Here is a 17,326-nt window from a genome sequence, read left to right on the forward strand (position 1 = left end):
AATGACTATGGTGGTTGATACATTCGTGCAGGACAAGCCCGGACCCGACAAACCCGGACCCGAGGAGGATCCCATCCACACGCTCCGCTTCGGCGTCAACTACACGCCCCGCCGCGGTTGGTTCCACTCCTGGCACGACTTCGACCCCGCGCACGCGCGCGAGGACCTGGAGCAGATAGCCGGGCTCGGCCTCGACCACGTCCGGGTCTTCCACCTCTGGCCGCTCCTCCAGCCCAACCGCACGTTCGTGCGTCCCGCCGCCGTGGACCAGGTGGTGCGGCTGGTCGACCTGGCGGGCGAGGCCGGTCTGGACGTCCTCGTGGACGGCGTGCAGGGCCACCTGTCGAGCTTCGACTTCTACCCGGAGTGGACCCGCGCCTGGCACCACCGCAACGTGTTCACGAACCCGGAGGCCATAGCGGCGCAGGCCGAGCTGTTGCGCACCCTGGGCCACGCCCTGGCCGACCGCCCCAACCTCCTCGGACTCCAGCTCGGCAACGAGCTCAACAACCTGGTCGAGCACAACCCGGCGACGGCCGGGGAGGTCGACCACTACCTCGACACCCTGCTGGCCGCCGCCCGCGAGGGCCTGCGCCCCGGCCAACTGGCCACGCACTCCGCGTACGACGCCGCCTGGTACGGCGACGACCACCCCTTCACCCCAGAGGCCTCGGCCCGCAAGGGCGACCTGACCACCGTGCACCCGTGGGTGTTCTCCGGCGACTGCGCCCGCCGCTACGGCCCTCGCTCCCCGCAGGTGCTGCACCTCGCCGAGTACGGCACGGAACTGGCGAAGGCGTACGCCGACGATCCGGCCCGGCCGGTCTGGGTCCAGGAGACGGGCGCGCCCGAGCCGCACATCCCGGCCGCCGACGCGCCCGGGTTCGCGGAGGCGACCGTGCGCAACGCGGCCGGGTGCGCGGATCTGTGGGGCGTGACCTGGTGGTGCTCCCACAACGTGGACCGCGCCCTGGCCGACTACCCGGAACTCGAGTACACCCTGGGCCTGTTCGACTCGGCGGGCCGCGCCAAGCCGATCGCCCATGCCCTCGCCGCCACCGTCGCCGACCTGCGCGCCGCCCCGCCCGCACCCCGGCCGCGCGAGACCGCCCTGGTCCTCGACTGCACCCCGTCCACCCGTTCGGTGTCCGGCCCGGGCGGCGCGTACTTCGAGGCCTGGATGCGGCTGCGCACGGAGGGCACCCGCCCGGCGGTGATCCTGGCGACCCGGGCGGACGACCCGGAGTACCTGGCGACGCGCGGGATCAAGGAGCTCGTACACCTGCCTTGAGCCCCGTCCACACTGAGCTGCCCCGCTCAACCACCCTGCCGGCTCAACTGACCGACCGCGCCGACGCCCGTCAGAACCTCCGCCGCCGCCCGCAGGTTCGCCCGCCCCCGGCCGTACGAGCACAGGGCGTCGCCGTCCGGCAGACCGGTGGCCACCCGTAGCGCGTCCGGTCGGCGGGCCAGCAGGGCGTCCCGCAGGTGCCGCTGCCAGGGGTGCAGGTCGGCGTCGCAGGTGGCGACGATCAGGGGTGCGCCCTCGGACACGCGGACCATCCCGTCGGCGAGGGAGGCCGGATCGGCGGCCTCGCCGGTGACGGTGGTTCCGGTGGCCGTGGGGTCGACGGCCCGCAGTTCGCTCAGCAGGTCCTCGCCGCCCCAGTTGAGCGCCGGATGCGGCGGCGGGAACAGGTCGACGACATGGGCGCCCCGCACCGGCCCGGAGCCGCCCTGGCCGCGAACGGCGCGGCGCGCGGCCTCCAGCCCGGCCTCCGGGTCCCACGGGGCGACGGCGACCACCGGGGTCGCGTACCGCTCGGCGAGCCCCCGCACCCGCCCCGCGGCCTCCAGTACGCGCTCCTCGGGCAGCAGCCCGGAGTGCAGCGCGTCCAGCACCGCGTCCCGGCAGGACAGGGTGACCTCCAGATCCGGTACGGCGACGATCACCTGGTCCGCTCCCGCGGCGAGCGCGATCCGCGCCCCGGCCGCCTCGCCGTACCGGTCGGCTATCGCCTTCATCTCCAGGGCGTCACTGACCAGCACGCCCTCGAAGCCGAGGTCGACGCGCAGCAGATCGCCCAGGATGCGGCGGCTGAGGGTGGCCGGCCGGTTGGCGTCCAGCTCCGGGAACACCACATGGGCGCTCATCAGCATCGGCACGCCCGCGGCGACGGCGGCCCGGAAGGGAGCGAGGTCGAGTTCGTCGTACGGGCGCGGGTCGACGGCCACATCGTGATGGCTGTCGGTGAGGGTGCCGCCGTGCCCGGGGAAGTGCTTGGCGCAGGAGGCGATGCCGCGCGCCTCGGTGGCCTCGATCCAGGCCCGCAGATGGCGGGAGACCAGCTCGGGTTCGGTGCCGAAGGCGCGGGTGCGCACGATCGGGTTGTCCGGCTGTCTCTGGACGTCGGCGACGGGGGCGTAGGAGGCGGTGATGCCGAGCGCGGCCAGATGCCCGGCGAGCGCGTCGGCGCAGCGGGCGGTGAGCCGGGGGTCGTCGACGACACCGAGGGCGAAGTTGCCGGGGACGTCCGGGGCGCCGGCGCCGACCAGGTGGCCGATGCCGCCGCCCTCGTTGTCGATGCCCACCAGCAGATCGGGGCGCATGGCCCGCAGGGTGTCGGTGAGGCGTCGCACCTGCTCGGCGTCCCGCACGTTCCGGGTGAACAGGATGACCCCGCCGAGACCGCGGTCGACGAGCCGCTTCAGCGTGTCGGGGACCACCGTGGTCCCCTCGAACCCGGCGACGAGACAGCGATGGGCGGCCTCGTCGAGGTCGACGGGGAGAGCGGCGCTCAGGGGCAGGTGCTCGAAATGGGTCATCCCGCACATACTCTGGCTCGGTCAGCCGAAAGTCAACAGCTTCACGATTCGTTGATTCACAAGGGCGGGGGTGGGTGATCGCGAGACGCATGTGCCGTGGAGGCAGGGGCGGGGACCGCCCCGCGGGCGACTTGGACACACCACCTCCTCACGCGACACCGGAGCCATTCCCGGCTCGCGCGGCTACCCTGAGGACGTATGGAGGGGGCTTCGGGTACGGGCGCGTCCAGTGGGGCTTCGAGCACGGACGGGTTCAGTGAACCGCCGTCCTCCGGCGGGTCGTTCGGGCCGCTGATCGTCACGCCGCCACCCTCTCCGCGGGCCGCGCAGGTGGAGCTTCCCGAGGAGAGTCCCGACCCGAGCCTGCTGCCCACGATCACGCTGGTGAATCGTGCGGCGTCCCGGGGCGCCGACCCGGACGGCCTGCCGCTGCCGGCGGGAGAGCTGCTGGCCGGGCAGTACCGGCTGATCCGCAAACTCGGCTACGGCGGGATGGGCGAGGTCCACCTCGCGCTCGACACCAAGGTCGACAACCGCGAGGTCGCCATCAAGATCCTGCACCCCGAGCGGGCGGCGGCCGCCCTGGTCCGGGAGCGGCGGGCGCTGGTCGATCTCAGCCACGACGACATCATCCGGGTCTTCAACTACGGGCATCATCCCGAGATCGGCGACTTCCTCGTGCTGCAGTACGTGGACGGGCTCACGCTGGAGGAGGTGCGGGCCCGGGCCCGGGCGAACCCGGACGAGTTCGGCGGCAGCCGCTTTCACGAGTTCGTGCTCGCCTACGGTGTGCGCATCCTCGCCGCGCTGGACTATCTGCACAGCGAGCGGGTCGGCAAGGTCTACGGCGACCTGAAGCCGGACAACGTCATGCACGACGGCACCACGACGAAGATCGTCGACGTGGGGAGCGTCCGCGGGGCCGGTCTGCGCGGCCTCACCACGGAGGGCTTCCGCGCCCCGACGGTCCGCCCGGACGGCGAATCCACCGGCCAGGACGACCTGTTCAGCCTGGGCGAGACACTGCGACGGCTCAGCGGCCTCGGCCAGTCGCCGCAGCACCTGGCGGAGCTGGGTTCCCTGGACATGCTCAGTGAGCTGGACGCGTCGGGCACGTTCCCGGAGGCCCACGGAATGACGGCACCCGCGCCCCGGGGACTGGGCCTCCTCTCGCTCGCCCGGGTACTGCACCGCGCGACCCGCAGCAAGGAGCTCGAGCGGTTCGCCACCGCGCACGAGATGGAACAGCAACTGCGGGGCGTGTTCCGGGAGTTACGCTCACTGCGGACCGGGACGGAGACCTTCGAGCCGTCGCCGCTCTTCCTCCAGTCGCAGTACGCCCTCGACGGTGAGCTCGGGTCCGCTCCGCCCCTGGCCCGCTGGGCCGCGCCGGACAGCTCCGTACCAAAAGCCCCCGGCGCGTACGCGCCGCCACCGCCCTACGTGGTCGCGCAGCGGCTGCCCGTCCCGCGGCCCGATCCGGACGACGCCCACCACGCGGAGCTGAGCAGACTCGCCGACGCGGCACCGGAGGCGCTGCTCCAGCACGTCGCGGACTGGCGGGAGTCTCCGGAGGTCCATCTGCTGCGCTGCCGGGTACAGCTGCGGGTTCCCGGCGGCGCGACCGAGGACGCCGAGCGTGAGCTGGAGGCCGCCAAGGCACTGATCGGGCCCGAGCGCGCCCCGTACGACTGGCGGCTCGACTGGCACCGCGGGCTGCTCGCGCTCGGCCGGGACCAGGTGGACGCGGCACGGTGGCACTTCGACCGGGTGTACGCGGCGATCCCGGGCGAGTACGCGCCCAAGCTCGCGCTCGGGCACTGCGCCGAGCGCCTCGGCCAACGGCACGAGGCGCTGACCTTCTACGAGGCGGTGCGGCTGCGCAACCCCTCGCTGGGCAGCGCGACGTTCGGCGCGGTGCGGGCCCGCCTCGCGCTCGGCGGCGAGCGGGCCCGGGACGACGCCGTACAGGCGCTGGACGCGGTGCCGCAGCACTCGCGGCACCGGACCGCCGCGCGGACCGCCGCCGTACGCGTCGGAGTGGAACACGTGCGGACCGCCGAACATCCCGACGAGGTGGCCAAGCGGCTCCAGGAGGTGCTGACGCGGCTGGCCCGGCTCTTCCACGCGCACGGACTGACGGACGAGGAGGCCAGGGCCCGGATGACGGCGGAGGTGTGGGAGGCCGTACGGGGCGCGCTCACCCGGGGCGTCCTCGACGCGCCGGGCCTGGTCGCGCTGGCCGCGGACGCCGACGTACGGCTCGGTCTGCCGTCCGACGACGCCGGCCTGCGCAGGGACCTGTCCCGTCTCTACCTCGCCCTCGCCCGGCAGGCGGCCCGGTCCGCCGCCCCCGCGGACGCGGCCGTCGCGGAGACCCTGCTGGACCGCGCCTACGAGGTACGCCCGCTCGCCTACCGGCACCACAGGGACAGCCCATGGCTCGGAAAGCGGGTCGGCGACTGGCTACGGACGGTCGCCCGTCCGCCGTCGTCGACACAGACCACGAAGAGCGTCCCGGAGGACGGCCGGTGAGCCGGCCCCGCGCGGGTTCCCGCGTCCAGCTGCCCGCGCGCCTGACCGGCGGGGCCCGGGCCGTCGGGGCGGTCGCCGTCCAGATCGCCCGCCGCGTGGGGCGCTATGTGTGGCCGTCCGCGGACGGTGTCCGCAACCGTGTGTTCCTGCGGGACCGGCTCGTCGCGCTGCCGCTGCTCGCCGTCGTGGGCTTCGGCGCGTTCGGCTGGGCCCACACGGAGGTACGCGACGACTCGGCGTTCGTGCGGGACCGGCTGGCGCCCGCGCTGGTCGGCCTCGCCGACGCCAGGGCCTCGCTGTTCATCGCCCAGGGTGCCGCGCAGGAGAACATCGGCGAGGGCCGGGCCGTGGGGATCGGCGGACTCGGCGACCGGTACCGGACCCGGGTGACGCGGGCCACGCAGAGCCTGAACCAGGTCATCAGCAGCGGAGCCCTGACCGTGGCCGAGGAGCAGGAGTTGCGGGTGGTGTCCGCGCTGCTGGTGGGCTACACGGGCTATATCGGCCAGGCCCAGGAGCACGCCGAGGACCAGGTGCTGCGGAAGGCCGCGCTGGCCTACGCACGCAGCATGCTCTGCTCGAAACCGCTCGTCCCCGCGGCCGACGACGGCCGCTATCCGTCGTGCCGGGCCACGACCGGTTCGACCGCGACCGCGATCGTGGACCGGGTGTCCGGTCTGGAGCGGGAACTGCGCGGCCGGCTCGCGGACCGGGCGGTCTGGGGCGGGCGCGTGATCGCCGCCGCGGTGGTCTCCGGACTCGCCCTCGCCCTGTTCGCTCTCGGGATCTGGCGGACCCTGGACTTCCTGCGCCACCGCTTCCGGATCCGGCTGAGCGTGCCGCTGGCGGCCGCCGCCCTGCCCCTGCTCGCCCTACCCCTCCTGACCGCCGACGCGCTGCTCGCCCAGCGGGCGCAGCACGACGCCCTCCCCGTGGCGGACACGCTCGCCGAGCGGACCTCGCCCGACACGGAGGCGGTCGCCGAGGAACACCCCTACGCCGCCCCCGACCCGCAGGCCGTCGATGTCCTGGCCGACCGGATCGACGACTCTCTCGCCGACGGACGGCTCGCCTTCCTCGACGGGGTGGGCCCGTATCTGATCCCGGCGGGCCTGGCCGCGGCCGGCCTCGTCGGCGGCGCCCTGCACACGTACCGCCGCGAGTACCTCGTGGTGGCCCGCCCGGGAGCCGCCGTATGAGAGCCGTCCCGAACCGTGTCCTGCGCACCCTGCTCGCCGCGCTCTGCCTGCTCACCGTGGCCCTCGTGCCCGGCTGCGCCACGAAGGCCCCCGTCCCCCTCGTCGTTCTGGGCCCGTGGACCGGCATCGAGGGCGAGGCCTTCGAGGCGGCCCTCAAGCAGCTCGACGACGGGACGGGCCGGACGTACACCTACGAGGGCACCCGATCGCTGCGCGAGACGCTGGTCTCACAACTGGCGGCCGACGACCCGCCGGACGTGGCGATCCTCAACAGCATCGGAGAACTCACCGAGTACGCCCGCCGCGGCCGGCTGAATCCCCTGCCCAAGAAGATGGCCTCCCCCGCGAACGCGCCGTGGGCGCCGGAACTCTTCGTGGACGGCAAGCCCGGTACCTACTGGGTGCCGCTGAAGGTCGACCTGAAGAGCCTCGTGTGGAGCGGGAAGGGCGCCTCGGACGCGGCCCCGGCCTGGTGCGTGGGCCTCGCCTCGCAGGCCACCTCGGGCTGGCCCGGCACCGACTGGATCGAGGACATCCTGCTCCACCAGGCGGGCCCTCAGCCCTACACGAAGTGGGCCACCGGCGGGCTCAGCTGGCAGGACCCGGCCGTCCGACGGGCCTGGACGACCTGGGCCCGGCTGCTCGGCAAACGCACGGCCCCGTCGATCGAACGCTCCCTCATCACCTCGTACGAGGGCACCCCGGGCCCGGACGGCCCGCGCGGCCTGCTGAACTCCCCCCGTTTCGACTGCACGCACGAGCACCAGAGCGCCTTCATCCGGTACGTGTACGCGGACGACGACGTCCGTGTGGAGCCGTCGGCCGACTTCCTGGGCGGCCCGGACGACTACCACGACGCCTACGAGGTGTCCGGCGACATGGCCGCGGTCTTCAGTACCGACCCGGCGGCCCAGGAGCTGGTGGAAGGGCTGTCGGACCAGGACGGGCGAGCCCTTTGGCGGGCGAAGGCGGCCCCGGAGGCGCGCCCGCTGTTCCCGGCCTACACCGGGCCGGCGTCCACGAACCCGATCGAGCGGAAGATCGACACCCTGCTCACGTCGGGCGCCAGCACCCTGTGCTTCGACGCCTCCGACGTCATGGCGCCCGAGCTGCGGGACGCCTTCCACCGTGCGGTCCTGGAGTTCTTCCGGAACCCCGCGGAGCAGCATCTCGACCTGCTGCTCCGGCAGTTGGATGCGGTAGGCGCTCAGGTGGCCGAGGAGTCGCCCGCCGACCCCTCGTTCCGCCCGCCGGAGGATCTGTGCGCGAGTCCCGACCGGTGAGCCGCGCCGCCACCGCCCAGTTGGTCCGCCAGGCAGGCGAGGTAGAGGGCCATGGTGGTCCGGTGTTCGCGCAGCGGGCGGCCGGTGAGCTGCTCGATCTTGTGCATCCGGTACACCACGGTGTTGCGGTGGATGTGCAGGGCCGCTGAGGCCCGGACCAGGTTGAAGCCGCTCTCGCACCAGGCCGTGATGGTGTCCCGGAGCGCCGACCAGTCCGCTGCCCCCGGCACACCCTGTACTTCGGGGAACGCCGGGCCGTCGCCTCACCGATCGGCGCGACCACGCGGATCGGCGGGACGATGGAACTCAGCGGCAACAACAACCGCCTCGACTGGCGTCGGGTGGTCGCCGTGGCCCTCGCCGGCCGGCACTACCTGGTCCCCTGGTTCGACGACCCGGACGACCTGGTCGGCCTGATCCGCGATCCCTGGGTCGGCGGCCGGCCCTTCCTCCCGGACGGGCTCCCGGTCATCGACCGGGTACCGGGCCACGACAACGCCTTCGCGGCGACCGGCCACGGCATGCTGGGCGTCACCCTGGGCCCGGTCACCGGCCACCGACTCGCCGAGTTCGTCCGCACCGGCCGCCGCCCCGAGGAACTGACCCCGTTCCGCTTCGACCGGCTGCGCGGCCGGCTCAGCCCTCGCCGGGGACCGGCCGCGGCAAGCGGGAGTCGACCCCCGCCGGGCTGCCCGGAAGTACCGGGGCCGGGCTCAGCCCTCGTCCGTCGTCAGCCGCAGCGAGATGCTGTTGATGCAGTACCGCTGGTCGGTCGGGGTCGCATAGCCCTCACCTTCGAACACGTGTCCGAGATGTGATCCGCAGCGCGCGCACCGCACCTCGGTCCGCGCCATCCCGTGGGACCGGTCCTGGATCAGCTCCACCGCGTCGGTGTCCTTCGGGTCGTAGAAGGACGGCCAGCCGCAGTGCGACTCGAACTTCGTGGTGGAGGTGAACAGTTCGGCACCGCAGGCGCGGCAGGAGTAGACGCCCTGGGTCTTGGTGTCGGTGTACTCACCGGTGAAGGCGGGCTCGGTCCCCGCCTGGCGCAGCACGGTGTACTCGGACGGGGTCAGCTCCGCGCGCCACTGCTCGTCCGGCTTCTCGACGTCGTACGACATGTCGGCCAACCCCTTTACTTCTGTGCGAGACGGTCCAGGATCCGCGGGCCGAGGTCCGTCACGTCACCCGCGCCCATGGTGAGAACGAGATCACCGGGCTTCGCCATTCCCGCGACGAGCTCCGGCACCTCACCTTTGTCGTGGACCGCGGTCACATCCGCGCCCGCGACCCTGGCCGCAGCCATGATCAGCTCGCTCGTCACCCCGGGGATCGGGTCCTCGCGGGCCGGGTAGATGTCGAGGACGACCGAGGCGTCGGCCAGGGCCAGGGCCTCGCCCATCTCCTTGCCGAGTTCCTGGGTGCGGGAGAACAGGTGCGGTTGGTAGACGACCAGGATGCGGGCGTCACCGGCCGCCGCGCGCATGGCCTCCAGGTCCGCCGTCATCTCGGTCGGGTGGTGTGCGTAGGAGTCGATGACCTGCACACCCGCCTCCTCGCCCTTCAGCTGGAGGCGCCGCTTGACGCCCGTGTACGCGGCCAGCGCCGGGGCCAGTTCGGCGGCCGGGACGCCCAGCGCCACACCGGCGGCCAGCGCGGCCACCGCGTTGTGCGCGTAGTGCCGGCCGGGCACGGAGACCGCGAAGGTGTACTCCGCGCCGTCCAGGAGGACGGTGACCTCGCTCTTCAGCCCCTGGGCCGTCACGGACAGGATCCGCACGTCCGCGTCCTCGGACTCGCCGTACGTCACCACCCTGAGGGCACCGGCCGCGACGCGACGCGTCAGCTCGCGCGCGCCGTCCTGGTCCGCCGCGATCACCAGCGTGCCGCCCTCGGTGACCCGGCCGGCGAACGTCTCGAAGGACTCGTAGATCTCGTCCATCGACGCGTAGTTCGCGTGGTGGTCGAGCTCGACGTTGAGGACGATCGCGACCTCGGGGGCGTACTTGTGGAAGCTGCGGTCCGATTCGTCCGCCTCGGCGACGAAGATCTCGCCGTCGCCGTGCAGGGCGTTGGAGCCGGGAACGTCCAGGTCGCCGCCGATCGCGTACGACGGCCGCAGGCCCAGCTCGCTCAGCGACACGGCGAGCATCGACGTGGTCGTGGTCTTGCCGTGGGTGCCGGCGACCGCGATCGGACGCAGGCCGTCCATCAGCCGGGCGAGGGCGTCCGCACGGTGGACCACCGGGATGCCCAGCTCGGCCGCACGGGCCAGCTCCGGGTTGTCGGCCCGGATCGCCGACGAGACGACGACACAGCTGGCGTCGTCCGCCAGATGCTCCGCCGCGTGCCCGATGTGCACGATCGCGCCCAGCGCCCGCAGCGCCTCGGCGGTCCCGGTCTCCTTGGCGTCGCTTCCCGCCACCCGGGCCCCGCGCTGCGCGAGAATCTTCGCGATCCCCGACATCCCGGCGCCGCCGATGCCGATGAAGTGCGGTCGGTCCATGGCGGTGGGGAGGCCGGGTGCCATGTGTGTTTCTCCCAGGGGTGCGATACGACGGTGAGAGCCCACCTTATTGCGCGGGGCCGTCGCGCCCGACCCAGGGGCGCGGGGATACCGCGCGACCAGCCGCGACGGACCCCGCACCCGGACGACTACGTCTTGCTGTGGGAGAACAGCTTCAGCACCGGCACCCCCACCTTGTGCCGCGCCCGCGACGCCCAGTCCCGGTGGAAGAACTCCTCGACGTAGTGGGGGTCGGTCAGCACGATGACCTCGTCCGCGCCGATCTCTTCCACGAGGGACTTCAACGCGTCCAGCGGGTGGGCCTCGATCAGCCGTCCGTCCGCCTCACTGCCGGACACCCGCAGGGCACGCAGGGACACGTCGAGCGCCTGCTCCGCGGTGCCCCTCGCCTCCTGGCCTTCCGGTGTCTCCCGCTCCCGGGCGGCGTCGTCGAGCTCGCCGAGCGCGACGTCGTCGATGGCCCGCAGCAGCCGGTCCGCCTGGTCGCCGCGCGGCTGCAGCAGCACATGGAAGGCGACCTGCTCGTCACCGTGCAAGGTGGTGACGAACTCCACATCGGCGGACGTCAGGGCCTTCTCGATCATCAAAACGCTTGTGAACACCAAACGCCCCTTCTCGTGATCGCACTGGGTACTGCCGGATTCAGTGTGCCCGTCGGTAACCAAGCAGAAATGAAAATTCCGCCAATTTCGGTGCGATAAGTATCGGTCAATGCCATTTCCGAACAAGCGGTACGTCCGGCCGGGCCGGGCTCAGGGCCGCCGGTACCGGCTGAACAGGAAACCCTCCTCCTCCAGCAGTGACACCAGGGCGAACCTCTGCGGCACCCCGACCGAGGGCCCCCCGGCGATGCGCTGCGCGTCTCCCGCGGTGAGCATCGGGGCCACGGTCAGACACAGCTCGTCGAGCACCCCGGCGGTCACCAGCTGACCGAGCAGCCGGGGGCCGCCCTCGGTGAGCAGCCGGGTGTGACCGAGCTCGGCCAGGGCCCGGACGGCGCGGGCGGGCTCGACCCCGACTCCGTCGCCGGCGGTCACCACCCGGGCGCCCGCCTTCTCGGCGGCGGCGATCCGGTCCGGGGCCGCGGCGGCGCCCGTGAGGATCAGGGTGGGCACCAGGGGCGAGGTGAACAGCGGGAGCGAGAAGTCCAGGTCCAGGCTCGCGCTGACCACCGCGATCGCCGGTACGGGGCCCTGTCCGGCGGCCTCCCGGGCCTGCGTGAACTCGGCACGCGTGCGTGCCGGACGGTATCCCTCCTGGCGTACCGTTTCCGCACCGACGACGACCACGTCCGCGAGGGCCCGCAGGGTGCCGAAGATCCGCATGTCGGCCGCGCTGGAGATGGGCTGCGAACGTCCGTCGTGCTGGGCGGCCCCGTCGAGCGTGGACACCATGTTGGCCCGCAGCCAGACCCCCGGCCCGCCGACCGCGGCCTCGGGTTCCGGCTCGGGGTAGGCATAGGCCTCGGCCAGCTCGGCGAGGCTCCACTCGTCCTCCCCGCGGGTCCGGGCCACTGTCTCGGCTGTCTCGTCGGTCACAGGGAACAGGCGTCGCATGCCGTGCAGTGTTCCACGCGAACGGGAAACCTCACTTCCCGAAATCCCCGCCGCCGGGCCGCCCCGGCGGGCACGGGGCCGGGCCGCGGGGGCGGCGCGCCGCCGCGCGGGCGCCGCGGGCGCCGCGGGAAACCACACCACCCGAAACCGTTCCTGTGGACTGAGCAGGAGTGAGTCCGCTCAGCCGCACGCCCCGAACGGTCTTGGGCGCACTGGTCCCCGGCGTACTCAACCCCGGGGCAGCGACACGGATCCTGTCCGTGGTCCGATCCCGGGAGGCCGGTTCCCTGCGCGACCTGGCCAGATGGTACGGCCAGAGGCGACGGGGAGGCCCCGAACCATCACTCCGGTGGAGCGGGGGCCCCGCACGCTGGCGCCGTACCCGGTGTCCCAGGTCGCACATCACCGTAGCCCGCACGGCCCAGGACGCCGCAAGCCAGGAAGCTGACCATCACCCAATCGAGCTAAACCGCCCTTGTGCACGCTCCCCGGCGAGCAGTTGGCAACCCCCGCCGTCCGCCCGCCCCAGCCGGCACGGGACCGGACCACCGAGGCAACCTGTCGCGTGGGCGTCACCGGCCCCGCCGGAAGCGACCATCCGGCCACGCTCCCGGCAGGGCCTAGCATGGGTGACCGTGTCTACCACCCCCGCCGCGTCCGGATTCGGCCCCATAGCCGACGCCGCCCCGCTGTCCCTGTGCGCCCGTGAGCCGCATGTCCCCGCGGATCGGCTGGTCGCCGAGATGGTGCCGCCGCCGCGGTTCGACTCGGTGCGTTTCAGCACGTACATCCCGGACCCGAACCAGCCGAGCCAGACGGAGGCGGTCGGGGTCCTGGAGTCCTTCGCCGCCGGACTCGGCGGCGCGCACGCCACCGGCGCCGGCCGGCGCGGCGGTTTCCTCGGCTTCGGCAGGGGCTTCGGGAGGGCCAAGGCGCCCAGCACCCCGGCCGGCCCCCGCGGTGTCTACCTCGACGGCGGATACGGCGTCGGCAAGACCCACCTGCTGGCCTCCCTCTGGCACGCCACCCCGGCCGAGCCCGCGCTCAAGGCGTTCGGCACGTTCGTCGAGCTCACCAACCTCGTCGGCGCCCTCGGCTTCCAGAAGACCGTCCAGACCCTCTCCGGGCACCGTCTGCTGTGCATCGACGAGTTCGAGCTGGACGACCCCGGCGACACCGTCCTCGTCTCGACCCTGCTCGGCAAGCTGGTCGACGCGGGCGTCGCGCTCGCCGCCACCTCCAACACCCTGCCGGGCAAGCTCGGCGAGGGCCGCTTCGCGGCGGCCGACTTCCTGCGTGAGATCCAGGGCCTGTCCGCGCGCTTCCGCCCGCTGCGCATCGACGGCGAGGACTACCGCCACCGCGGTCTGCCCGAGGCCCCGGCGCCCTACAGCGACGAGCAGGTCACCCAGGCCGCGCGGGCCACCCCGGGCGCCTCACTGGACGCCTTCCCGCAGCTGCTTGAGCACCTCGCCCGCGTCCACCCCAGTCGCTACGGCGCCCTGACCGACGACCTGAGCGCGGTCTGCCTCACCGACGTCCAGGCCGTGCCCGACCAGTCGACGGCCCTCAGGCTCGTCGTCCTCGCGGACCGGCTCTACGACCGTGAAGTCCCGGTCCTCGCCTCGGGCTCGCCCTTCGACCGGCTGTTCAGCGAGGAGATGCTGAACGGCGGCTACCGCAAGAAGTACTTCCGCGCGATCTCCCGGCTGACCGCCCTGGCCCGGGACGCCAAGGGACTCGTCGAGTCGAGCTGATCCCAGCCACTACCCGACCGACCCGCCAAGATCAAGAGCCCCTTCGCGCCAACCACACCGCACGCTTCAGCCGCTCTTCAGCTCGAAACGTTAAGTTAACCCTGCAAATGACTTTGCAGGGTTAATGTGTTTCTTGACCAGCCATTGACCAACCGTTGGTCCGGACTAGAGATGACCGGAGACGCGAATCACCTGGAGGGGGGCACATGTTCCGAGGTACACCGGTACGCGCCGCGTTGGCCCTCCTCGCCGCCACCCTCCTCGCTCTCCAGTTCTTCGCACCCAGCGCGTCCTTCGCAACCGCGCATACGGCCCGTCAGGCGGAGGCCAAAGCCCAGCCCGGAATCAAGCTCCCCGGGAAGGCGCTGCGCGACGAGACCGCCACGCACCGCCACTGCGATCCCGCGGGAGACCCGACCGGTCCCCTGCGCACCCGCGACCGGCATCGCGCCGTCGGCTTCACCCCCGAGGGGCCCGAGCGCCCCTTGCCGACCCAGGATCCGGCGAACACGCGCGAACCGGTGCCGGCCGACGTGTTCCACCTGTCGAGACCCGCGGCAGCGCACTCTGCGGCCACACTCCAGGTCTTCCGCTGCTGACAGCAGAGCGGTAGTTCCCCCCACCTCTGTCATGTAAGCCCGACGCGCCTTCGGCGCGCCAGGAGGAGTCACCACATATGCAGCCCCTCATCGACAACGCCCGCACGTTCGGACAGCGCCCTGAGGAGTTCGCCCAGCTGGCCGAAGGCCAGTCCCCGCAGGTCCTGTTCATCACCTGCTCCGATTCCCGGGTCGTCCCGGCACTGATCACGGGCGCCCGTCCCGGCGAACTCTTCGAGCTGCGCACCGCGGGCAACATCGTCCCCCCGTACGCCTCCGAGCACCCCACCAGCGAGGCGGCCACCATCGAGTACGCCGTGGAGGTGCTGGGCGTCCGCGACATCGTGGTCTGCGGCCACTCGCACTGCGGCGCCGTCGGCGCCCTGGTCCGCGGCGACGACCTGACCTCCGTACCGGCCGTGCGCGACTGGCTCACGCACGCCACACCGCGCCCGGCGGGCACGCCCGAGGACCCGACCGTGGCGGACGGCGTACAGAACCATGTCCTGGCGCAGGTACTGCGGCTGCGCTCGTACCCGTTCATCGACAAGAAGCTGGCGGAGGATCAACTCACCTTGCACGCCTGGTACTACGAGGTGCACACCGGGTCGGTGCTGACCCACGACGTTTCCTCCGACACCTACCGCGCACTGTGAGGCCCGCCGTGGAGAACCGAACCAAGTTCCCTTATCTGCGGCAGGACTTCGCCGCCTCCCTCGTCGTCTTCCTGGTCGCGCTGCCGCTGTGCGTGGGCGTGGCCGTCGCCTCCGGAGTACCGGCCGAGCTCGGGCTCGTCACCGGCATCGTCGGCGGTCTCGTCACCGGCTTGATGCGGGGCAGCAGCCTCCAGGTCTCGGGACCGGCGGCGGGTCTGACCGTGCTGGTCTTCGAGGCGGTGAACGAGTTCGGACTGCCCGCGCTCGGTGTGATCGTGCTGGCCGCCGGTCTGCTCCAGCTCACCATGGGCGCCCTGAAGCTGGGGCGCTGGTTCAGGGCCATATCCGTCTCGGTCGTCGAGGGCATGCTGGCCGGTATCGGCCTGGTACTCATCGCCGGTCAGCTGTACTCGGCGGCGGGCCTGAAGGCGCCCACCTCCGGCCTCGACAAGATCCTGGGGCTGCCCGGGGCCGCGGCCGACGCGCTCGGCAGCACCGAGGCGCTCGCCTCGCTCGCGGTCGGCGCCGGCGCGATCGCGGTGATGGTGCTGTGGAAGCGGCTGCCGAAGCAGGTGCGGACGGTGCCGGGCGCGCTCGCCGCGGTCGTCCTGGCCACGGTGGTCGCGCAGGCGTTCGGTCTGCCGATCGCCACGGTCGAGGTGAACGGCCTGCTGGACTCCATCCAGCCGCCCGGCACCGACGCCTTCGGCAAGCTGGCCGACCCGGCCATCTTCGGCACGATCATCGCCTTCACCCTGATCGCCTCCGCCGAGAGCCTGTTCAGCGCGGCCGCGGTGGACCGGCTGCACGACGGTCCGCGCACCGAGTACGACAAGGAGCTCATGGCCCAGGGCGCGGGCAACGCGGTGTGCGGCGCGCTCGGCGCGCTGCCGATGACCGCGGTCATCGTGCGCAGCTCCGCCAACGTCCAGGCGGGCGCCAAGACAAAGGCGTCCCGAGTGATGCACGGTGTGTGGCTGGTGCTGTTCGCGGTGGCGCTGCCGTCGACCCTGGCGCTGATCCCGCTGCCCGCGCTCGCCGGCATCCTGGTGCACGCGGGCTGGAAGCTGATCCCCTTCCGCGAGATCGTCTCGCTGTGGCGGGGCCACCGTGGCGAGGCACTGATCCTGGTGGTCACGGCCGTGTCCATCGTCGCGGTGAACATGTTCGAGGGCGTACTGATCGGTCTGGCGCTGTCCGTCGCCAAGACCGCCTGGGAGGCCTCGCACCTCAAGATGGAGGTCGTCGACAAGGGCGCCGGCCCCGTCCAGGCGTATCTGTCGGGCAACGCGACCTTCCTCCGGCTGCCGAAGATCCTCGACAGTCTGGAGGCGCTGCCCCAGGACCGCCCGATCGAGCTCAACCTGTCCGGGCTGCACCACCTGGACCACGCCTGCCGCACGGCACTGGAGAACTGGGCCGAACGGCACAGCGCGGTCGGCACGGAACCGGTCCGGGTCACCGAGCCGGAGCCGGTGACAGTCACCGCTCCGTAGTCGCACCGGTGCCTGGTCCGGGGCTTGTCGTGGCCCCGGACCAGGCACCAGGCATATCGTTACAGGAGCAGACATAGCGGGCCTCTCCCCGAGGAGGTCGGGATGCTCCAGGAGCTTGTGACGGCGGCCGTGGCCGCCGGTGCCGCCGGGATCGTGTACGTCGCCTCGGCGGCGCGCGTCGTCAAGCAGTACGAGCGCGGCGTGGTCTTCCGGCTCGGACGGCTCGCCGGTGGCGTACGGCCGCCGGGATTCACGACGGTGGTGCCGTTCGTCGAACACCTGCACAAAGTGAACATGCAGATCGTCACGATGCCGGTGCCGGGCCAGGAGGGCATCACCCGCGACAACGTGACCGTGCGGGTGGACGCCGTCGTGTACTTCAAGGTGGTCGACGCGGCGAACGCCCTCGTCCAGGTCGAGGACTACAAGTTCGCGGTCTCGCAGATGGCACAGACCTCGCTGCGTTCGATCATCGGCAAGAGCGATCTGGACGATCTGCTGTCCGACCGCGAGAAGCTCAACCAGGGCCTGGAGCTGATGATCGACAGTCCGGCCGTCGGCTGGGGCGTGCAGATCGACCGGGTGGAGATCAAGGACGTCTCGCTGCCGGACACGATGAAGCGTTCCATGGCCCGACAGGCCGAGGCGGACCGCGAGCGGCGGGCCCGGATCATCAACGCGGACGCCGAACTCCAGGCCTCCAAGAAGCTCGCCGAGGCCGCCCAGCAGATGGAGGACACCCCCTCGGCACTCCAGCTGCGGCTGTTGCAGACGATCGTGGCGGTCGCCGCCGAGAAGAACTCCACGCTGGTCCTGCCCTTCCCGGTGGAACTGTTGCGCTTCCTGGAGAGGGCGCAGGAACACCCCGCCGATCAGTGACACGCCACGCGCG

At 72.2% G+C, this 17,326-nt stretch carries 16 protein-coding genes; 10 read left to right on the forward strand and 6 right to left on the reverse strand.

What is annotated here, in order from left to right; translation table 11 throughout:
- The first annotated feature begins 7 nt into the window (after nucleotides 1–7).
- Nucleotides 8–1,291, forward strand: a complete 1,284-nt coding sequence (locus AB0H86_RS02000) for a glycosyl hydrolase (protein ID WP_362431749.1) — start codon at nucleotides 8–10, stop codon at nucleotides 1,289–1,291.
- A 26-nt stretch (nucleotides 1,292–1,317) separates the two neighbouring features.
- Here AB0H86_RS02000 and AB0H86_RS02005 read toward each other — a convergent pair whose 3' ends face one another.
- Entirely contained in the window at nucleotides 1,318–2,826 is a 1,509-nt protein-coding gene (locus tag AB0H86_RS02005; protein WP_362431751.1) for a glycoside hydrolase family 3 N-terminal domain-containing protein, read from the reverse strand.
- Nucleotides 2,827–3,024: 198 nt separating this feature from the next.
- Here AB0H86_RS02005 and AB0H86_RS02010 point away from each other — a divergent pair, with 198 nt between their 5' ends.
- Genes AB0H86_RS02010 through AB0H86_RS02020 form a run of 3 tightly spaced genes read left to right on the forward strand, consistent with a single transcriptional unit; the run spans nucleotide 3,025 to nucleotide 7,843 of the window.
- Nucleotides 3,025–5,361, forward strand: coding sequence for a tetratricopeptide repeat protein (locus tag AB0H86_RS02010; RefSeq protein WP_362431753.1), 2,337 nt, complete (start codon nucleotides 3,025–3,027; stop codon nucleotides 5,359–5,361).
- Nucleotides 5,358–6,560 (forward strand): hypothetical protein, encoded by a 1,203-nt coding sequence (locus AB0H86_RS02015; protein WP_362431756.1) that lies wholly within the window; start codon nucleotides 5,358–5,360, stop codon nucleotides 6,558–6,560. The genes AB0H86_RS02010 and AB0H86_RS02015 overlap by 4 nt, the downstream gene beginning before the upstream one ends.
- Complete coding sequence (locus AB0H86_RS02020; protein ID WP_362431758.1) at nucleotides 6,557–7,843, forward strand: alpha-glucoside ABC transporter substrate-binding protein; 1,287 nt, start codon at nucleotides 6,557–6,559, stop codon at nucleotides 7,841–7,843. Before AB0H86_RS02015 ends, AB0H86_RS02020 begins: the two co-directional genes overlap by 4 nt.
- Here AB0H86_RS02020 and AB0H86_RS02025 read toward each other — a convergent pair.
- Nucleotides 7,768–8,073, reverse strand: a complete 306-nt coding sequence (locus tag AB0H86_RS02025; protein WP_362431761.1) for a helix-turn-helix domain-containing protein — start codon at nucleotides 8,071–8,073, stop codon at nucleotides 7,768–7,770. The two genes, AB0H86_RS02020 and AB0H86_RS02025, sit on opposite strands and share 76 nt — an antisense overlap.
- Nucleotides 8,074–8,130: 57 nt before the next feature.
- On the opposite strand from AB0H86_RS02025, the gene AB0H86_RS02030 reads away from it, so the two are divergent.
- Nucleotides 8,131–8,661, forward strand: coding sequence for an FAD-binding oxidoreductase (locus tag AB0H86_RS02030; RefSeq protein WP_362432249.1), 531 nt, complete (start codon nucleotides 8,131–8,133; stop codon nucleotides 8,659–8,661).
- Here AB0H86_RS02030 and msrB read toward each other — a convergent pair.
- From msrB to AB0H86_RS02050, 4 genes are all read right to left on the reverse strand, one after another.
- On the reverse strand, nucleotides 8,557–8,964 hold the full coding sequence (gene msrB, locus AB0H86_RS02035) for a peptide-methionine (R)-S-oxide reductase MsrB (RefSeq protein ID WP_362431764.1): 408 nt from the start codon (nucleotides 8,962–8,964) through the stop codon (nucleotides 8,557–8,559). The genes AB0H86_RS02030 and msrB overlap by 105 nt on opposite strands.
- A gap of 14 nt (nucleotides 8,965–8,978) precedes the next feature.
- A complete protein-coding gene (gene murC, locus AB0H86_RS02040) occupies nucleotides 8,979–10,373 on the reverse strand; it encodes a UDP-N-acetylmuramate--L-alanine ligase (RefSeq protein WP_362431766.1) in 1,395 nt (464 codons plus the stop codon).
- Between the two features lie 125 nt (nucleotides 10,374–10,498).
- Nucleotides 10,499–10,972, reverse strand: coding sequence for an indole-3-glycerol phosphate synthase (locus tag AB0H86_RS02045; RefSeq protein ID WP_362431768.1), 474 nt, complete (start codon nucleotides 10,970–10,972; stop codon nucleotides 10,499–10,501).
- 150 nt (nucleotides 10,973–11,122) lie between these two features.
- Nucleotides 11,123–11,926, reverse strand: coding sequence for a pyrimidine reductase family protein (locus AB0H86_RS02050; protein WP_362431771.1), 804 nt, complete (start codon nucleotides 11,924–11,926; stop codon nucleotides 11,123–11,125).
- Nucleotides 11,927–12,561: 635 nt separating this feature from the next.
- Here AB0H86_RS02050 and zapE point away from each other — a divergent pair.
- The 5 genes from zapE (at nucleotide 12,562) to AB0H86_RS02075 (ending at nucleotide 17,313) form a co-directional block, all read left to right on the forward strand.
- Nucleotides 12,562–13,683, forward strand: coding sequence for a cell division protein ZapE (gene zapE, locus AB0H86_RS02055; RefSeq protein WP_362431774.1), 1,122 nt, complete (start codon nucleotides 12,562–12,564; stop codon nucleotides 13,681–13,683).
- A 206-nt stretch (nucleotides 13,684–13,889) separates the two neighbouring features.
- Nucleotides 13,890–14,282, forward strand: coding sequence for a hypothetical protein (locus tag AB0H86_RS02060; RefSeq protein ID WP_362431777.1), 393 nt, complete (start codon nucleotides 13,890–13,892; stop codon nucleotides 14,280–14,282).
- A gap of 77 nt (nucleotides 14,283–14,359) precedes the next feature.
- Nucleotides 14,360–14,938: a carbonic anhydrase gene (locus AB0H86_RS02065; protein ID WP_362431780.1), complete on the forward strand. Its 579-nt coding sequence runs from the start codon at nucleotides 14,360–14,362 to the stop codon at nucleotides 14,936–14,938.
- Between the two features lie 8 nt (nucleotides 14,939–14,946).
- Nucleotides 14,947–16,434, forward strand: coding sequence for a SulP family inorganic anion transporter (locus tag AB0H86_RS02070; RefSeq protein WP_362431783.1), 1,488 nt, complete (start codon nucleotides 14,947–14,949; stop codon nucleotides 16,432–16,434).
- Between the two features lie 102 nt (nucleotides 16,435–16,536).
- The gene (locus tag AB0H86_RS02075; RefSeq protein ID WP_362431786.1) at nucleotides 16,537–17,313 is read left to right on the forward strand and encodes a slipin family protein; all 777 of its coding nucleotides are present in this window, start codon (nucleotides 16,537–16,539) and stop codon (nucleotides 17,311–17,313) included.
- Nucleotides 17,314–17,326 lie beyond the last annotated feature (13 nt).

Source organism: Streptomyces sp. NPDC050997, assembly GCF_040660135.1.
Taxonomy (GTDB): Bacteria; Actinomycetota; Actinomycetes; order Streptomycetales; family Streptomycetaceae; genus Streptomyces.

Excerpts from the sequence above, each read along its gene's own strand:
- AB0H86_RS02020 (WP_362431758.1), top strand. The coding sequence starts at position 6,557 with ATGAGAGCCGTCCCGAACCGTGTCCTGCGCACCCTGCTCGCCGCGCTC.
- AB0H86_RS02010 (WP_362431753.1), top strand. The coding sequence starts at position 3,025 with ATGGAGGGGGCTTCGGGTACGGGCGCGTCCAGTGGGGCTTCGAGCACG.
- AB0H86_RS02075 (WP_362431786.1), top strand. The coding sequence starts at position 16,537 with ATGCTCCAGGAGCTTGTGACGGCGGCCGTGGCCGCCGGTGCCGCCGGG.
- AB0H86_RS02065 (WP_362431780.1), top strand. The coding sequence starts at position 14,360 with ATGCAGCCCCTCATCGACAACGCCCGCACGTTCGGACAGCGCCCTGAG.
- murC (WP_362431766.1), bottom strand. The coding sequence starts at position 10,373 with ATGGCACCCGGCCTCCCCACCGCCATGGACCGACCGCACTTCATCGGC.
- AB0H86_RS02005 (WP_362431751.1), bottom strand. The coding sequence starts at position 2,826 with ATGACCCATTTCGAGCACCTGCCCCTGAGCGCCGCTCTCCCCGTCGAC.
- AB0H86_RS02060 (WP_362431777.1), top strand. The coding sequence starts at position 13,890 with ATGTTCCGAGGTACACCGGTACGCGCCGCGTTGGCCCTCCTCGCCGCC.
- AB0H86_RS02000 (WP_362431749.1), top strand. The coding sequence starts at position 8 with ATGGTGGTTGATACATTCGTGCAGGACAAGCCCGGACCCGACAAACCC.
- AB0H86_RS02050 (WP_362431771.1), bottom strand. The coding sequence starts at position 11,926 with ATGCGACGCCTGTTCCCTGTGACCGACGAGACAGCCGAGACAGTGGCC.
- msrB (WP_362431764.1), bottom strand. The coding sequence starts at position 8,964 with ATGTCGTACGACGTCGAGAAGCCGGACGAGCAGTGGCGCGCGGAGCTG.